The sequence below is a fragment of the Streptomyces varsoviensis genome (assembly GCF_000718635.1).
GTDB classification, from domain to species: domain Bacteria; phylum Actinomycetota; class Actinomycetes; order Streptomycetales; family Streptomycetaceae; genus Streptomyces; species Streptomyces varsoviensis.
This window is the reverse complement of the sequence record NZ_JOBF01000020.1, coordinates 42,189-57,723: the sequence shown is the minus strand read 5'-3', so window position 1 is coordinate 57,723 and position 15,535 is coordinate 42,189. Positions and strand designations below refer to the sequence as shown.

The 15,535-nt window shown below is 69.7% G+C and carries 18 protein-coding genes; 9 read left to right on the top strand and 9 right to left on the bottom strand.

Annotated features, from left to right (window positions below):
* Positions 1-54 precede the first annotated feature (54 nt).
* A complete protein-coding gene (locus IF55_RS25825) occupies positions 55-480 on the bottom strand; it encodes a MarR family winged helix-turn-helix transcriptional regulator (protein WP_030885302.1) in 426 nt (141 codons plus the stop codon).
* Positions 481-560: 80 nt separating this feature from the next.
* Between IF55_RS25825 and IF55_RS25820 the strand changes: the two genes are divergently transcribed.
* The gene (locus tag IF55_RS25820; protein ID WP_030885299.1) at positions 561-1,202 is read left to right on the top strand and encodes an MBL fold metallo-hydrolase; all 642 of its coding nucleotides are present in this window, start codon (positions 561-563) and stop codon (positions 1,200-1,202) included.
* A gap of 356 nt (positions 1,203-1,558) precedes the next feature.
* On the opposite strand, the gene IF55_RS25815 is transcribed toward IF55_RS25820, so the two are convergent.
* Both IF55_RS25815 and IF55_RS25810 read right to left on the bottom strand, forming a co-directional pair.
* Positions 1,559-1,843, bottom strand: a complete 285-nt coding sequence (locus tag IF55_RS25815; RefSeq protein ID WP_030885295.1) for a winged helix-turn-helix transcriptional regulator — start codon at positions 1,841-1,843, stop codon at positions 1,559-1,561.
* A 45-nt stretch (positions 1,844-1,888) separates the two neighbouring features.
* Positions 1,889-2,329, bottom strand: a complete 441-nt coding sequence (locus tag IF55_RS25810) for a protein-tyrosine phosphatase family protein (protein ID WP_030885292.1) — start codon at positions 2,327-2,329, stop codon at positions 1,889-1,891.
* Positions 2,330-2,447: 118 nt separating this feature from the next.
* Here IF55_RS25810 and IF55_RS25805 point away from each other — a divergent pair, with 118 nt between their 5' ends.
* Positions 2,448-3,149 (top strand): TetR/AcrR family transcriptional regulator, encoded by a 702-nt coding sequence (locus IF55_RS25805; protein WP_037965748.1) that lies wholly within the window; start codon positions 2,448-2,450, stop codon positions 3,147-3,149.
* Positions 3,150-3,385: 236 nt separating this feature from the next.
* Positions 3,386-4,072 carry a VC0807 family protein gene (locus IF55_RS25800; RefSeq protein ID WP_030885282.1) on the top strand — a complete coding sequence of 229 codons (687 nt, stop codon included), beginning with the start codon at positions 3,386-3,388 and terminating at the stop codon, positions 4,070-4,072.
* Between the two features lie 76 nt (positions 4,073-4,148).
* Here the strand turns inward: IF55_RS25800 and IF55_RS25795 are convergent, their stop codons facing one another.
* Positions 4,149-4,910, bottom strand: a complete 762-nt coding sequence (locus tag IF55_RS25795; protein ID WP_030885280.1) for a sulfite exporter TauE/SafE family protein — start codon at positions 4,908-4,910, stop codon at positions 4,149-4,151.
* Between the two features lie 188 nt (positions 4,911-5,098).
* On the opposite strand from IF55_RS25795, the gene IF55_RS25790 reads away from it, so the two are divergent.
* Both IF55_RS25790 and IF55_RS25785 read left to right on the top strand, forming a co-directional pair.
* Complete coding sequence (locus tag IF55_RS25790) at positions 5,099-6,061, top strand: LysR family transcriptional regulator (protein ID WP_048832440.1); 963 nt, start codon at positions 5,099-5,101, stop codon at positions 6,059-6,061.
* A gap of 83 nt (positions 6,062-6,144) precedes the next feature.
* Positions 6,145-6,795, top strand: coding sequence for an ATP-binding protein (locus tag IF55_RS25785; RefSeq protein WP_048832439.1), 651 nt, complete (start codon positions 6,145-6,147; stop codon positions 6,793-6,795).
* Positions 6,796-6,812: 17 nt separating this feature from the next.
* On the opposite strand, the gene IF55_RS25780 is transcribed toward IF55_RS25785, so the two are convergent.
* From IF55_RS25780 to IF55_RS25760, 5 genes are all read right to left on the bottom strand, one after another.
* Positions 6,813-7,466, bottom strand: a complete 654-nt coding sequence (locus tag IF55_RS25780) for a class I SAM-dependent methyltransferase (protein WP_030885272.1) — start codon at positions 7,464-7,466, stop codon at positions 6,813-6,815.
* Positions 7,467-7,582: 116 nt separating this feature from the next.
* Positions 7,583-8,449 carry an LLM class flavin-dependent oxidoreductase gene (locus IF55_RS25775; protein ID WP_030885268.1) on the bottom strand — a complete coding sequence of 289 codons (867 nt, stop codon included), beginning with the start codon at positions 8,447-8,449 and terminating at the stop codon, positions 7,583-7,585.
* Between the two features lie 211 nt (positions 8,450-8,660).
* Positions 8,661-9,914 (bottom strand): HEAT repeat domain-containing protein, encoded by a 1,254-nt coding sequence (locus IF55_RS25770; protein WP_078645198.1) that lies wholly within the window; start codon positions 9,912-9,914, stop codon positions 8,661-8,663.
* Positions 9,915-9,928: 14 nt separating this feature from the next.
* Entirely contained in the window at positions 9,929-10,675 is a 747-nt protein-coding gene (locus IF55_RS40775) for a HEAT repeat domain-containing protein (protein WP_037965774.1), read from the bottom strand.
* 97 nt (positions 10,676-10,772) lie between these two features.
* The gene (locus tag IF55_RS25760) at positions 10,773-11,480 is read right to left on the bottom strand and encodes a methyltransferase domain-containing protein (protein WP_030885259.1); all 708 of its coding nucleotides are present in this window, start codon (positions 11,478-11,480) and stop codon (positions 10,773-10,775) included.
* Positions 11,481-12,115: 635 nt separating this feature from the next.
* On the opposite strand from IF55_RS25760, the gene IF55_RS25755 reads away from it, so the two are divergent.
* The 4 genes from IF55_RS25755 (at position 12,116) to queD (ending at position 15,515) form a co-directional block, all read left to right on the top strand.
* A complete protein-coding gene (locus tag IF55_RS25755) occupies positions 12,116-13,612 on the top strand; it encodes a hypothetical protein (RefSeq protein ID WP_078645197.1) in 1,497 nt (498 codons plus the stop codon).
* Positions 13,613-13,704: 92 nt separating this feature from the next.
* A complete protein-coding gene (locus IF55_RS25750) occupies positions 13,705-14,346 on the top strand; it encodes a 7-cyano-7-deazaguanine synthase (protein WP_030885254.1) in 642 nt (213 codons plus the stop codon).
* Entirely contained in the window at positions 14,343-15,062 is a 720-nt protein-coding gene (locus IF55_RS25745) for a 7-carboxy-7-deazaguanine synthase QueE (protein WP_030885251.1), read from the top strand. Before IF55_RS25750 ends, IF55_RS25745 begins: the two co-directional genes overlap by 4 nt.
* 93 nt (positions 15,063-15,155) lie before the next feature.
* Positions 15,156-15,515: a 6-carboxytetrahydropterin synthase QueD gene (gene queD / locus IF55_RS25740; RefSeq protein ID WP_030885248.1), complete on the top strand. Its 360-nt coding sequence runs from the start codon at positions 15,156-15,158 to the stop codon at positions 15,513-15,515.
* Positions 15,516-15,535: the final 20 nt, after the last annotated feature.

Genomic DNA, 15,535 nt, shown 5'->3' with positions numbered 1-15,535 from the left:
GTGCTGCTCGGGGTGCTGAAGCCCCGGCGTCCGGGGCCGCGTCATCGCGCCGGGTCACTTTTCCGTGAGGTGGCTCGCGAGCCGGGACAGCAGGCCAATGCAGTCGCGCAGCCGCTCCCGCTCCTCGGCGTCGAACATGTCGCGGATGGCGGCGTTGACGACGTGGGCGCGCTGCGCCCGTTCGCCCTGGAGGCGGGCGAGGCCGGCGTCGGTGATGTGCAGCAGGTGCTTGCGCCCATCGCTCGGGTGAGGCTCGGCGCGCACCAGGCCGCCGCCGGTGAGTTCCTTCACGGACTTGGCGGCCGACTGATGCGTCACCCCGCGCCGCTGCGCCAGCTCGGCGGTCGTCAGCGGGCCGCCGCGGGCGAGAAACCCCAGGATCGCCGACTCGCCGGGAGGCATGGTGTCCACGCCGCGCACCGCCCTGACCAGCTCACCGATCGACTGCCGCAACTCCTCGGCCAGCGCGTCTTCGTCCATGGGTGCATCCTACCCGGGGGTTATGAAACATAGGTGTACAGTTTGGTTGTAGTTATTTTCCGAGTGAAGGGAACTCGACGATGCAGCTCACCAAGTTCGGCCACGCCTGCGTCCGCATAGACAAGGAGGGCAGCCGCCTCGTGATGGACCCGGGCGGCCTGACCGAGCCGCAGGCGCTCGACGGCGCCGACGCGGTCCTCGTCACCCACGAGCACTTCGACCACTTCTCGGAAGAGATGCTGCGCCGCGCGGCCGAGCAGAACCCGCGCCTGCACATCTGGACCACCTCCTCCGTGGCCGCGCAGCTCGACGGGCTCGGCACGCGCGTCACCGCCGTGGGCGAAGGCGACGCCTTCACGGCGGCGGGCTTCGACGTGACGGTCCACGGCACCTGGCACGCGGACCTGCACCCCGACGTCCCGCGCGTCACCAACGTCGGATTCCTCGTCGACGGCGCCCTCTTCCACCCCGGCGACGCCCTGACCGTCCCCGACGCGGACGTTCAGACGCTGCTCCTGCCGGTGCACGGCCCCTGGTCCACGGTCGGCCAACTGATCGACTACGTCCGCGAGGTCGCCCCGCGGGACGCCTACGCCATCCATGACGGCGCCCTCAACGACATCGGCACCGCCATGCTCGGCGGCTTCCTCGGCCCCGACGGCCCCGGCCTCGGCGCGCAGTACCACCGGCTGGCCCCGGACACGACGGCCCAGATCGGCTGAGGCCGCCTCTGGCCCGTACGATCCATCCGGCTCGTACGATCCACCCGGCCCGTACGATCCCCCCGGCCCGTACGATCCCCCCGGCTCGTACGAACCATCCGGCTCGTACGATCCCCCCGGCCCGTACGATCCCCCCGGCCCGTACGATCCCCCCGGCCCGTACGAACCACCCGGCTCGTACGGGCCAGCCGGCTCGTACGGGTCCCTCGGCTCGTACGGGCCACCGCCGCCTGGTTTGTACGGGGGGCCGCTGGTCAGCCGTGCACGGCGCGAGTCCGGTGATCCGGTCACGGACCGCGGTGCGAATGACGGTGTCGGCGTTCTCGCCGGTGGTGAAGTGGCCTCACCCATCGACATCATTGACCAGGCGGCTGAGCGCCGGCTCTGGTGTCGTACGACCGCTGGCAGGACTGGATCGCTTCGCTGTGCTCGACGGTCCAGTCGTAGAGCCGGCCGAACGGCTCGCGCAGGCATGCGCCAAGGGGCGTGAGCGAGTACTCGACGCCGACCGGTGAGGTCGGCAGCACCGTGCGCTGAATCATGCCGATGCGCCCAAGGCGGCGCAGTGTCTGGGTGAGGACGCGTTGCGTGATGCCCTCCAGACCCGGTGAGCTGATCCGCCGCCGGCCCCAGGTGACCATCGTGAAGCTGCAAGCACCCCCCACCGCCGCCCGGCTCGCCGCGGACTACGCGCCGCCGGGCTCGAAGCGCCGTACGAAACGCCGCTGCCAGGGAGTCTCCACGGCGCGCGGGTGGTAGTGCTCGCGGACGTACGCCACGGCCTGGTCCGCCGGGACCCCGTCGAGGACGGCCATGCACGCCAGCGCGGTCCCGGTCCGCCCGAGTCCACCGCCGCAAGCGATCTCGACGCGCTCGTTCCGCGCCCGGGCCAGCACTTCCTTCAGCATGCCGCGCGCCTGCCGGCGGTCCTTGGGGAGCCGGAACTCCGGCCACGGCAGCCACCGGGCCTCCCACTCGGTGGGCGCGGGCTGCTTGCCGAGCAGGTAGACGGCGAAGGACGGCGTGGGACCGGGCGGCAGGGGGTGACGCAGGCCCCGGCCGCGTACCAGAACGCCGGAGGGGAAACGTAACGTCCCGGCGTCTGTCACGCCCCAGTGCTCAGTCATGCGAGCACCCTACGGGCCCCGCGGCGGCCCTGGCGATCGATTTGCCCTTGGGAGCGAACGGGCGCCCTGCACCCTCCACGGTTTGCTTGAGTGAGCAAACGGCGCTACCGTCTTGCTCATGCAAGCAAGAAACAGCACGGACAAGCAAGGGACGTCACGCAAGACCACCAAGGCAACCAAGGGGTCCAAGTCGTCCAACAGGGGGTCCAAGACGTCGAAGGCGACCTTCACGGAGACCGGGCGGCGCGCTCAGATCGTCGCCGCGGCGATCGACGTCATCGCCGAGACCGGCTATCACCAGGCGTCGTTCGCGAAGATCGCGGAACGCGCCGGGCTGAGCAGCACGGGGATGATCTCCTACCACTTCGACGGCCGGGACGACCTCATGCGCGAGGTCGTCGCCGAGGTGATGCGGGTCGCGGAGGCGTACGTACGTCCCCGCATCGAGGCGCACGAGAGCGCCCCCGCCCGCCTGCGCGCCTCCATCGAGTCCAACCTCGACCTGCTCGCCGAGTACCCGAACCACCTCCCGGCGATCGTCGAGGTCCTCACCAACCTCCGCGGCGGCGACCCCGGCATGGACTCCTTCCTCGACAAGACGGAGGCGGACCTCGCCCTCCAGGTGGAGCGCATCCGCGAGGCGCAGCGCGCGGGGGAGTTCTGCGATTTCGACCCATGGGTGATGGTGCGGGCGATCCGCGCCGCCGTCGACGACGTGGTGCGCCGGGCCACCCTTGAGCCGGACTTCGACGCGCGGCGCGCGGGCCGGGAACTGGCGGACCTGTTCGACCGCGCCACCCGGAACCGGAACACGACATGACTTTTGAGAAGACGGGGGCACACACCATGCGAGAGGACGCGAGCACCGCGCCGCACCCGGGCCCAGGCACGAACCCGGGCCCAGGCACGAACCCGGGCCCGGGTGCGGACACCGGTACGGGCGCGGGGACGGCTACGGGGACCGGCGCGGGTACGGATACGGGCGCGGGTGCAGCAACCGGCGCGAGTACGGACGCACGTACAGGAACCGGCGCGAGTACGGACGCACGTACAGGTGTGGGAACCGGCGCAGGCACGAGCACAGGAAACGGCGCGGCGCTCGACCCGGCCTCCGCCCGTCGCCGCACGACCGCGCTGCGCCGACGCCTCGCCACGCAGCTCTTCTTCGAACTCGCCCTCCCGCTCGGCTCGTACTACGGGCTGCGCGCGGCCGGCGCCGGCCAGTGGCTGTCGATGGCGATCGGCGGCCTGCTGCTCCTCCCGTGGATCGGCTACGGCATCGTGCGGCAGCGCCGCGTCGAGGCGATGGCGGTGTTCACCCTGGTCCTGGTGGTGGCCGGCGCCCTGCTGTCGCTGGTCACCGGCAGCCCGCGGGTGCTGATGATCCGCGATAGCTGGCTGACCATCACGATCGGGCTGTGGGTGCTTGGCACGCTGTTCACCCGGCGGCCGTTCATGATGACGGCCTCGCGCGGCATCGTCATCGCCAAGGTCGGCGAGGCCGGTCTGGTCGCCTGGGAGGCGCGCTGGGACAGGGAACCGCTCTTCCGCCACCACCTGCGGCTGATCACGGCCGTGTGGGGCGGGGGCTTCCTGCTCGACGCGGTCCTGCGGGTGGTGCTGGCCTACACGATTCCGGTGGACAGCTTCCCGCTCGTCAGCACCCTGCTCTGGCTGGTGCTGCTCGGCGGACTGATCGGGTTCCAGAACTGGTATCTCACGCGGCACGGCCTGAAGCTGTAGCGCGGCGGCCGCATCGCGAGGAGTCCTCGGGAACTCGGATTCGGACTCGGGCTCGGGCTCGGATTCGGGCTCGGGATCAGCCGCGAAGGAAGTACAGCACGGTCGTGGTGCCGGCGGAGGCCACGAGGAGCCCGCGCAGCAGCCAGGCGGGGAGGCGGCGGGCGAGGTGGGCGCCGCCGAAGCCGCCGACCGCCGCGCCCACGAGCATGGCGCCGAGCACCAGCGGCGCACGCAGGGCGTCGGAGGTGACGAGGAGGAGCGCGGTCGCGCTGGCGTAGATGGCCGCGAGTTGGGTGACCCGCATCGGATTGCTGACCGCGGCGTCGAGGCCCGCGCCGACGCTCCACACGGCCATCATCATGATGCCTACGGCTCCGCCGAAGTATCCGCCGTAGACGGCGAGGAAGAACTGTGCGATCAGTACGGACCGCGCGCTCATGCCGACGGGGCGGCCGAGGAGGTCGGTGAGCGCCCGGGACAGACGGCGCCCGAAGGCGACGAGGAGCGTGGCGAAGGCGAGCAGCCACGGCACGGCGGCCTCGAACGAGGCGGCGGGCAGCGCCAGCATGAGACCGGCCCCGACCGCGCTCCCGGCCGCGCTGACCAGGGTCAGCGCCTTCGTGGACGCCTCGCCGACCGGCACGAGGTCGCCTCGGCTGACCGACGCGCTGACCACGGCGCCCGGTACGAGTGCGATGGTGGACGACGCGTTCGCCGTGACGGGCGGCAGGCCGGCCGCCACCAGGGCGGGCAGCGCCACGAACTTGCCGCCGCCCCCGATGGCGTTCAGCACCCCGGCTCCGACGCCGGCCAGCAGGACGATGAATATCTCGGACACCCGCCGATGATCACCCCGTGACCAGGGGCTCACAATGCGCGAACGGCGCACCCTGCATTAGGCACGGCCATAGGCTCGCGTGGGCACGGGGGAGGCCGGAGGGAAGTGGGACGCCGGGGGAGGGAGCGCACACGGGTGCTCGCGGGAGCGCACATGGGTGCCCGCGGGGATGCGCATAGGCTCACGAGGTGCGTTACGACCTGGACGACCTGCGGCTGTTCCTCGACATCGTGACGGAGGGGTCGATCACGGCGGGCGCCCGTCGCATGCATCTGAGCCTGCCCTCCGCCAGCGCCAGAGTGCGCTCGCTCGAACATCACGCGGGGGTGGCCCTGCTGATCCGCGGCCGCAGAGGGGTACGGCCGACCCCGGCCGGTACGACCCTGGCCCGGCACGCCCGCGAGGTCCTGGCCCAGACGGCGCGCCTGGAAAGCGCCGTCGCCGGCTACACCCGTTCCCCGAGCGCCCCGCTGATCCTGCTCGGCGGGGGCTCCGCGATGCACCGGCTCGTACCGCGCGCCCTCGTCTCCTTCCTGCGGGCCCAGCCCGACATCGACGTCACGGTCACCGAGAGCCGCACCCCGCAGACCGTACGGACGCTGGCCGACGGCGAGGCGGACCTCGGCGTCGTCCTCGACGACGAGGCCCGCGACTGCGGCCTGACCATGGAGCCCCTCGGCGACGACTCCTTGGTGGTCATCGGCCAGGCCGGCGGAATCCTCGCGGACCGCGCCGCGCTGACCTACCGCGAGGTGGCCGAGCACCCCCTGGTCGGCCTCGACGCCGACTCCTCCCTCCGCCGCTGGATAGAGAAACACCTGGGCCCGCACGCCCCAGCCGTGCGCTACCGCACCAGCGTCGCCGACCTCAACGTCCTCGTCCGCCTGGTATCCGCCGGAGTCGGCCTCGCCGTCGTACCCCGCCGCGCCATCGACCCCAGCCGGCCGCTCGACGTACGCGAACTCCAAGACCCCTGGGCCCGCCGCCATCACCTCCTCGCCTGGGCCGTCAAGGACGGCCCCCCGTCACCGCCCGTACTCGCCCTCGCCGAACACCTGCGACAAGCGGTCCTGTCACTGCCGACGCCAGCCCGCGGCATTCCGCCGTACGGACGCGACGACACCCTGAACGACCCGAACGAACTGCCATGAAGCCCCCGTAGACGGGCCAGTGGGCCAGTGGGCCACTGGGCCGAGGCTGCGCACTCCACGCACCACGTTGGGATACTTCTCGGGTGGACACGACAAGGGGCAATGACAACTGGCGCAATACGACACACGATTGGGCCGCCACCGTGGACCGCGACCACCTCGCGGACATCCGCCGGAACCCCGCCACGTTCGCCCCCGGCGGCACCCGGCACCTGATCCTCGAAGTCCTCGCCTACGCGGCAGACGAGGCGGAGTGCGGCCACGGCGGCCACTGCCGCGTCACCCTCCACCCGGACGGCTCGATCTCCGTCGCGGACGACGGCCGGGGCACCGACACCCGCTTCGACGGCGACGGCCGCCCCGTGAAGAAGCCGGTCATGGCCTCCAAAGACCTCCGGTTCTTCGACTTCCCGGAGGCCCAAACCCTTCCCGATGGCCACCCGCGCCGTGGCATGTCCGTCGTCGCGGCGCTGAGCGAATGGCTCGTCCACACCAACCGCCGCCGCGACGGAGCCTGGAGCCAGCGCTACGAACACGGCCTCCCCGTAGCCGACCTCGAACCCCTCGCCGACGACGGCACGACCGGCACGACCGTACGCTTCCGCCCCGACAACCGCCTACGAACGGCCCGCACCGCAGGAGAACTGGCGGACCTGGTCGCCCCATGGCCAAGCCTGACCGTCGAAGTCGACGACGGAGGCGAGTACACAACCGCAGACGTCACCGTCGGCTGATCAGCGCTCGCGGCGTCTCAACCCCCAGGAGCAGGCGGCTCCGCGACGCCGACGTAGGTGCTGGCGACGGCCCGGATACGCGCCGACCAGCCGAGCGCCGTGAGGTCGGCCGTAAGGGTGTGAGGGACGTGGAACACCTTCACGACGCGGTACTGGCGGCCGTCGTCGAGCCGACGCATCGCCGCTGGGACGGGGTGGTCCGTCAGGACCTCCTCCACCGCGGCCTCGGCGGGACCGTCGTCGATGAAGACGGCTCTGCCGCCCGGCGCGATCGCGCCGGCGACGGTCTGCCAGAAGTCGGGCAGCCGCGCCGGTGGGACGTGGGACAGCCAGAAGGCGAAGAACACGGTGTCGTAGCGCCGGGACGGCCGCCACGTGAAGAGGTCGGCCTGGACGAACTGGACGTGGGTGTGCGGCGTACGCGCGCGGGCCAGGGACAACACCTCGGGGGCGGCGTCGACAGCCGTCACCGAACGGGCGCGCGCGGCGAGCAGCGGGGTCCAGCGGCCCGTTCCGCAGGCCAGTTCCAGTACGTCCCCGGCGATCGGGAGATCATCGAGGGTGGCCGGCAAGGCTCGCAGGTCTTCGCGTTCCGCATAGGGCCGGTCGTATTCGGCCGCTCCGGCCCGGTAGTACGCCATCTGCTCCGCCAGGAGGGCGTGGTCGTCCATACCGTTCCCCTCATCCGGTCCGGTCCGGTAAGCGGGTGCGGCCCCCGCCACGTACCTACGACGTCCACCCCTACGTTCCTCCGCGCCGCAGCAGTCGCCCAGGCGGGGGTACCGCGCTACAACGCCGGAGGGCCTTGCTCGATGCGGCGCAGCACCGGTTCCAGGCGGTCGAGGTCTGGGCCGGTCTGGAGCTGTCGTTCATCCCACCAGGTCGCGCCCGCCTCGGCCAAGGGGGCGATCAGGTCACGGGTCTTGGTGGGGTCGCCGCCCGGCGTGGCGCCGCCGAGGACGATCTCGAAGGGCGCGTCCGACCGGTCCGCGCGCTGCTCGCGCAGGTAAGCGACCAGGTCACGTACCTGATCGACAGGCGGTACGTGACCGTGCTTGGCGTCCTCGAACAGCGGCACCGCGCCGTCCCAACGGGCGGCCCGGCGCATCGGCGGGCGGCTCGGCCAGAAGCCGGCGACCCAGACCGGCGGCCGGGGGCGTTGCACGGTGGCGGGGAGCAAGGTCACGTCGCGCACCTGATAGTGCTGCCCGTCGTGGTTCACCGGCTCGCCCGACCAGAAGCGGCCCAGCAGGTCCAGGCCCTCGTCCAACCGCCCGGCCAGCACCTTCAGATCCGTCGTGTCGCCGAAGCTCTCGTACTCGTCCTCGACCGGCCCGCCCAGCCCCGCGGCGAAGGTGACCCGGCCCCCGCTCACCGCGTCCAAGGTCGCCACCTGGCGCGCGAGCTGCTGCGGCCGCCGCCGGGGGACCGGAGTGACCAGCGTGCCCAGCCTGACGCGGGAGGTCGCCAGCGCGGCAGCGGTCAACAGCATCCAGGGATCACCGAAGGGCCTGCCCCCGTGATAGCGATGCAGCACGTGATCCCAGACGAACAGCCCGTCCCACCCTGCCCGTTCCGCGGCGGTGGCCACCTTCGCCACGGCCCGGGGATCGGCGAAGTCGCCAAAATTCGGAATGTTCACCGAGAATCGCATCCCCGCATCCTGTAGTACGTCACCGGGAGCGGCAACTGATATACGGGCCAAGCCCGGTGACGGGAAATCCGGTTCGCGCGAGGGTACTGCTCATGGCATCGGCATCTGTCGGTCGGGCGGCGGGCCTACGAGGGCTTCCCCCGCGCTCCGCCGCATTCCGTCCGGTGGCCCGCACCCGGTCCGGTCGCACTCACAGGGACCAGGAACTCGCCTACGCGGAACGCCGCCTCAGGATGTACGTCGCCGTGAGCGCGACGACACGGTCATCGTCGTGTGCCAGCTCCGCCAAGGCATTTGCCGCCGCGGCACCCGGAATATCCGCGAGCGCCTGCGCCAGCCGTCGCCGAGCGGCAGCCGAGTCAGCGGCGGTCTGCTCAGCGGCGGTCTGCTCAGCGGCGGTCTGCTCAGTGGCGGCCGACTCGGCGGCGCCCGACCCGGCGGCGGTGCCGGACTCAGCGGCACTCGGCTCAGCGTCGGCTGAATCGCCAGCAGTCGACCCTGTAGTCGCCGATCCTGTGACCGCCGATCCAGTAGTCGCTGACCCAGAAGTCGCCGATCCAAAAGTCGCCGATTCGGTAGCCACAGATTCCGCACCAGCCGATTCGACGCCGCCGCGCGCGAACCCGTCCACGAGCCCTTCCGTGATCCGATCCGCCACCGCCGAATCAAGCGCCAGCATGCCCAGCACATCGGCAGCGTCGGCGTCGTGGATTCCCTCGACGACCATCTCGACGAGCGTCGGAATCGCCTCCGTCGCTCCCCGCGCCCCGAGCGCCAGGGCCGCGCCCCGCCGGACCCCGCCGCCGGAGTCGGCAAGAGCCTTCCGGAGCAGTGCGGTCGCCTCGCCGTCCGGAAACTCGGCAATGCACTGGACGGCACGCTTCCGCACCTCGACCGCCGGTGCGTCGAGGCCCTGGGCCAGCAGCGCCAATCCGTCTTCGCCCGCTTGGGTCAAAGCCCACCGAAGAGCGCCGGCGACATTCGGGTCCCTCTCCGCCAATGCCGCCTCGACCAGCGCCTCCACCGGTACCGGAGCCCCCTCGAGCGAGGACGAGGACAAGGCCGCGCGCTGCCGCCTTCCGGCGCTTTCCGATCCCAGCCCTTGGAGGAGGGCCACGATGTGGAGGGCGCCCTCCCAGTCGGAGGGTTCCGCGGCCCCGATCCGGCCGAGCCGCGTGAGGAGTTCCGTTTCGCGCGCGATACGGTCCCGGGTCTGGCGAATGAGGTCGTCGACGAGTTCCGCGGGCTTGAAGCCGGGATCGTCCAGCGCACGGCCGACGTCACGCAGCGAAAGCCCCAAGGACCGCAGGCTCTCGATATGAAAGATTCGCCGGATGTCGTCCCCGGAGTATTCGCGATAGCCGGCCTCGGTGCGGCCCGTAGGCCGCACCAGGCCGAGCGATTCGTAGTGCCGGAGCATGCGGGCACTGACCCCCGACCGCCGTGCCACATCACCGATCAGCACTTCTTACTGCCTTCCTAGCTTTCCTGGTTTTCCTGGTTTCCTCGATTTTCCGGGCCCAGGGCCACGATGCGCTTCGCCTCCTCGATCGCGAACTCGAATCCGGCGTCCGGGTCGCGCGACAGCCGATCCGTGGCGATCGCGTGCTGACGCACAACAGGGTCGGGGTGTGTCATCGCGGCGCGCAGGATCGGCTCGATCACTTTACCGAGCGCGATCAGCGCCCGGCTCAGGCTCAACTGCGTCTCCCGCTCGCCCCGCCCGAACTGCGCCGCCAATACCTCCGCCAATTCGCCCTCTTCCCCCTCGGGCACCAGGACGATCGCCGCCCGCCAGGCGCTCCGCGCCACCTCGTCGTCGGCGTCGGTCAACAGCTCCCGCGTGATCGCCGGCCACGCCCGTCGATCCCCGATCTTGGACAACGTGTGCAGCGCCTGGCTGCGCGCCTGCGTCCGAGCCTTGGCCTGCGCCCGCGCCTCCCTCTCAGGCTGCGTCTGCATCCGTGTCCCCGTCCGCTCGGAGCGCAGCTCGGCGATCAGCTCCGGGACCACCACGTCGGCCGAGTGGCGGGTCAGCGCCCACGTCAGCGCCTCGCGCACGTAGAACTCGGGCTCGATCGCGCACCGCTCGATCAGCGTTCCCACGAACCGCTGGTCGGGCGTCGTACCCATGGCGAGCGCGGCCTTCAGCCGTACCGACGATTCGCTGTTCTCCAGTCCTCGGAGAACTCGCACGGTGTTCATGTCCTCTTTCGGCATGGTCATCGGGACCACCTCCTCGGCCACAGTGAAGTCCTTATCACTGTGTCAAGGTCAAGCCCACTTTCTCGCGCAAGGCCCTCGACTATGCCGATCTTCTCGGCTACGGCTGCCTGCCCCCTCGGTTCCGCCGCCGCCCCAGAGCCATGAGCGCTTCGCGCAGTTCGATATCGGCCGGGTGATCCGCCGAATCCGGATCGCTACAGGCCGCCTCAGCACCGTCGAGGTCATTCGCCGTACGGGCCGCCATACGCGCCCAATTCCTGCACAGCCCGTTGTACCGCTCGGGTACGGCCGCCACGAGAGAGACCTCGTGCCGGCTCTCCACCCTGAACGTGGCGAAGAAAGCGGGCCCGGCCTCTCCGCCCCACTGGACAGGAGCACAGATCAACGCACCGGGGCGGCTCTGCGTCACCCAGGACGGCGGCAGCGAGGGCACGGCGACGGTACTGAGCACGAGGTCGTGAGGCGCGTTCTCGCGCCACCCGTACCAGCCGTCGGCAGCGGCGCTGTGCACATGGCCCAGCCTCGAGCGGGCCACGAGCTCCCGCGCGCTTTCGACCTTCACGGGATCGACGTCAACGCCCATCACGCGGCCTTCTGCCCCCACCCGCTCGGCCAATCGCAAGAGAAGTTCGCCGTTGCCGCTGCCGACGAGCAGCACACTGCCCCCGTCTGGGGCCGAATCGATCGCATCTCGAACGCTTCTCATCGATGTCCGCTCCAGGAGGAAGAGGTCGGAAGAAGAAGTCGGCAGGATAGGTCGGAAGAAGAAGATGGGGTCGAAGACATCCCACGGTGATCGTCGCATTGATCATCCGCTCAGAGCCAGGCGGCGGCCACAGGAATACATCCCGGCACATTGATCTCGGCCATCTAGCCCCATGCCCCTGGCAATGCCCGTTTCGGCACCGCGACATGGCGCTATCCCAGCCGCCGCGCCAAGACTCGGACAACGGAGCCGGCCAACGTGTTCCTCAAACAAGGGTCACAAATCAACGCCCCATCGCGCGCGGAGAGAACGTTTTTCTCGGTACGGAGAACCGTGATGGTGACTCCTCGGTACGGAAACCCTACCTCTTCCCCCGGCTGCCCGAGCACACCGTGGCCACATGCGGTAACTCCCATTTGCGCGCCGGCCGAGGCGCGTCAGCCGCGCGTTCGGAGTGCGGCGGCAGCACGTTCACATCGCGATCGATGATCGCGCGCTCTCGCCCGACCGACCTTTCCGGGCCACCAGGTTTATGCCACTGAAAACGGAACCGGCGCGCACCCTCGCGGCTCGGTCAAGGTGGCCGGATTTCTCTCGGAGCTATGTCCTGCATCTATTTACGAACGCGTGCTCTGTGTACAGTCCTGCACTGTGCCCAGTGGGCGGAGCGAGATAATCCGCTGCCGGCGCGTTCGGGCCGGTAACGCCGGTCACCCTGCGATGAGGAGTGCGTCATGTGCCCAGCAGGACCTGAACCGCCAAAAAAATCCGCAACAAGAAAGACCGGCACGAAGACCGGCACGAAGACCGGCACCAAGACCGGAATCAAGACCGGAATCAAGACCGGAACCCAAACCGGAACCACGCCTGAAGCAGATTCCGAAAGAGACCAGAGCGCCCTCGCCCGTATCGATCCAGAGGTAGCCGGCCTCTTGGCGACGGAGCGCACGCGACAGAACACCGGAATCCACCTACTGGCGCCCTCCATGCTCACCACGCGGGCCATTCGTGAATGCCTCGCCTCGGATCTGCTGAACCTGGACGGCGAAGGATATCTGCGCGACAACCTTCCCGATACCGACGATTACGCGGACTTCGAGCGCCGCTACCGCGACGACGGTGGCAGCAAATACAACCCCTCCGGGCCGGTGGCCGAGTACATCGAATTCCTCGCCGCCCGCCGGCTCGCGCGCCTGCTGTGCGCCGGCACCGGGCTCGAAGCCGGGAAACTCCATGTCAACGTCCAGCCGGTCTCCGGCTCCTTCGCCAATCTCGCGGTCCTCAGGGGTGCGCTGTCGCCCGGCGAGACCGTCCTCTCCCTTGGTCTGTCCTCCGGCGGGCATCTCAGCCACGGCGCGCCATTCCACCAGTCCGGTCAGGATTACAACGTCGTCTCGATCGACCACGGAGTCGATGACCAGAGCCTCGATCTCGAATCCCTGTATAAGACCGCCGCCGCGCACAAGCCCCGAGTCGTGATCATCGGTGCCAGCTCCTTTCCCCGGAAGATCTCTTGGGAGCAGGTAGCCGAGGCGGTCGGGGGATTGTCGCCGCGGCCCGTGGTGGTAGCGGATATCGCGCACTTCGCCGGCCTGGTCGCCACGGGCGCGTACGACAATCCGCTGCCGTGGACCGACGTGGTGACCATGGTCGGATACAAGACTCTGGGCGGGCCGAAGAGCGCCGCCATCGCCGTACGCGACCCGGCGCTCGCACGCCGCATCGACCGGGCCCTTTTCCCCGGCCTTCAAGGCGCGCCGCGCATGGCCGAGATCTGCGCGCTGGCGACCGCCGCCCATGTGGCCCAGGGCGACGAATTCCGACAGCTCATCCATCGCAGCGTCGCCAACGCGGTTCTCCTGCGAACGGCGCTCGGCGAGTACGGCGTCCACTGCGCGTTCGGCGGCACGGACACCCACATGCTCGTTCTCAAGGACCAACCGCGTTCCGTGCGGCTCGCGCAGTACCTCGAAAGAATCGGCGTGTTCACCAACTCGAACCTGCTCCCGGGCGACCGAGGCCCCACGGCGGCCACCGGTATCCGTCTGGGCACGGTCGGGGCCACGCAGCGAGGTCTCGAATCCGCCGGCATTCCCGACCTGGCCGCACTGCTCGCCGACGCCTTCGGCGACTTCAGGAATTCGGGCGCGAAATCCGGCACGCTCGCCGAACGCTGCCGCCGCTTCGCTCGTACGCGTCTCGCCGACATCGAGGACCGGCACCCGAGCTGACGTACGGGCCGGTGACTACCAACTCCCCCTCCCCGACCGATCGACCGGTGACTACCAACTCCCCCTCCCCGACCGATCGAAAGGAGTACACCATGAGCCAACGTCGAGCCGTCTGCCTGTTGAGCGGCGGGCCGGACAGCGTCGTCGCCGCCGCGATCGCCCGCGACGCCGGATATCTGGTGAGCGGACTGTACGTCGACTACGGACAGCGCACCGCGAGCCGGGAGGCCGAATTCGCCGCCCGTAACGCCGCCTGGCTGGGAGTGGAATCGCTGCGCACAGCCGCGGTGCCGTTCCTCGGCGAGATCAAAGGGTCCGCCTTGACGGACACCGACAGCAGGGTCACCGATGAGACGCGCCACCTGGAATACGTACCGTTCCGCAACACCGTCCTCAACAGCCTGGCGATCGCCTGGGCCGAGACACTGGGCGCCGAAAGGGTGGTGACGGGGTCGATCGGCGGCCCCTGGATCACCCCCGACAACAGCCCCGACTACTTCCGGGCGCTCAACGATCTCATCGCCGTGGGCACCAGGTCCGATATCACGGCCTGGGCGCCCTTGGGGGAGTGCAGCAAAGCGGAGAGCCTGCGCCGCGGAATCGACCTCGGGGTGCCGCTCGGCGAGACCTGGTCGTGCCAGAACGACTCGGACGTGCCGTGCGGCGAATGCAACAACTGCCTCGACCGCTCGCGCGCCTTCAAGGAACTCGGCGTCCAGGACCCGCTGGGATGACGAGCATCGCGAACGCGGCACGGGCGCCGGAGACGAGCCTCGTGGTCTCCGAGATCTTCGGCCCGACCTGGCAGGGCGAAGGACCGTCGCTGGGGCGGCTCGCCGTATTCCTGCGCCTCGGCCACTGCAATCTCACCTGCGAATGGTGCGATACGCCCTACACCTGGGACTGGACCCGGCACGACGCCGCCGCCGAACTCTCCGTCGTGACGGTGGATTACGCCGTCCGGGAAGTCGTCCGCGTCGGCGCCCCGCTCCTCGTCATCACGGGCGGCGAGCCGCTGATGCAGCAGCAGGCCCTCGGCGTCCTCCTCGCGCGACTGCCCCGCGGCGTCGACGTCGAGATCGAGACCAACGGGACCATCATTCCGGGCGAGGAGATCCGCGCCCGCGTCGCACGATTCAACGTGTCGCCGAAACTCGCCAACGCCGGCGTCCGCGACGCCAAGCGCCTCAAACCGCGCGCCCTTGCCGCCCTGAACGCCACCGGAAAGGCCGCGTTCAAGTTCGTCGTCAGCTCCGCGGACGACCTGGCGGAAGTACGCGGCCTGGTCGAGGAGCACTCCCTGAAACCGGTCTACATCATGCCCGAGGGAACGACTCCCGAGGCGATCCTGCACGGTCTGCGCGAGCTGAGCCCGACCATTCTGGAATACGGCTGGAACATCACCCCGAGGCTCCACGTCCTCATCTGGGGTGATCGACGAGGAGTCTGACGGACGCCCGACCGTAAGGGCATCGGACGATCGGCAGAGGTCTGATGCGTAGAGCTGATCCGTAGAGCTGATCCGTAGAGGTCTGAGGGGCCCATGGAACTGAGCAAGGAATTTCGCTTCGAGTCGGCGCATCAACTGCCGTACGTGCCCGAGGGGCACAAATGCGGTCGGCTGCACGGTCACTCCTACCGCCTCACCGTTCACATCGACGGCGACATCGACTCGTCGGCCGGCTGGGTGGCCGATTTCGGTGACATCAAAGCGGCGATGAAGCCGCTGATCGAGCAGTTGGACCACAACTTCCTCAATGAAGTCCCGGGCCTGGAGAACCCCACCAGCGAGGTGCTCGCCTATTGGGTATGGGATCGTCTGCAGCCCAGCCTGCCGCTGCTCTCCGCGATCACCGTCCACGAGACGTGCACGTCCGCCTGCGTACTGCGCAAGCCGGCCTGATCAGCGAGAGGACCAAGACG

Coding starts and splice junctions, on each gene's coding strand:
- IF55_RS25760 (WP_030885259.1), bottom strand. CDS start 11,480: ATGCGACGATCACCGTGGGATGTCTTCGACCCCATCTTCTTCTTCCGA.
- IF55_RS40775 (WP_037965774.1), bottom strand. CDS start 10,675: ATGACCATGCCGAAAGAGGACATGAACACCGTGCGAGTTCTCCGAGGA.
- IF55_RS25780 (WP_030885272.1), bottom strand. CDS start 7,466: ATGGACGACCACGCCCTCCTGGCGGAGCAGATGGCGTACTACCGGGCC.
- IF55_RS25820 (WP_030885299.1), top strand. CDS start 561: ATGCAGCTCACCAAGTTCGGCCACGCCTGCGTCCGCATAGACAAGGAG.
- IF55_RS25745 (WP_030885251.1), top strand. CDS start 14,343: ATGACGAGCATCGCGAACGCGGCACGGGCGCCGGAGACGAGCCTCGTG.
- IF55_RS25755 (WP_078645197.1), top strand. CDS start 12,116: ATGTGCCCAGCAGGACCTGAACCGCCAAAAAAATCCGCAACAAGAAAG.
- IF55_RS25775 (WP_030885268.1), bottom strand. CDS start 8,449: ATGCGATTCTCGGTGAACATTCCGAATTTTGGCGACTTCGCCGATCCC.
- queD (WP_030885248.1), top strand. CDS start 15,156: ATGGAACTGAGCAAGGAATTTCGCTTCGAGTCGGCGCATCAACTGCCG.
- IF55_RS25815 (WP_030885295.1), bottom strand. CDS start 1,843: ATGGTCACCTGGGGCCGGCGGCGGATCAGCTCACCGGGTCTGGAGGGC.
- IF55_RS25810 (WP_030885292.1), bottom strand. CDS start 2,329: ATGACTGAGCACTGGGGCGTGACAGACGCCGGGACGTTACGTTTCCCC.
- IF55_RS25825 (WP_030885302.1), bottom strand. CDS start 480: ATGGACGAAGACGCGCTGGCCGAGGAGTTGCGGCAGTCGATCGGTGAG.
- IF55_RS25750 (WP_030885254.1), top strand. CDS start 13,705: ATGAGCCAACGTCGAGCCGTCTGCCTGTTGAGCGGCGGGCCGGACAGC.
- IF55_RS25805 (WP_037965748.1), top strand. CDS start 2,448: ATGCAAGCAAGAAACAGCACGGACAAGCAAGGGACGTCACGCAAGACC.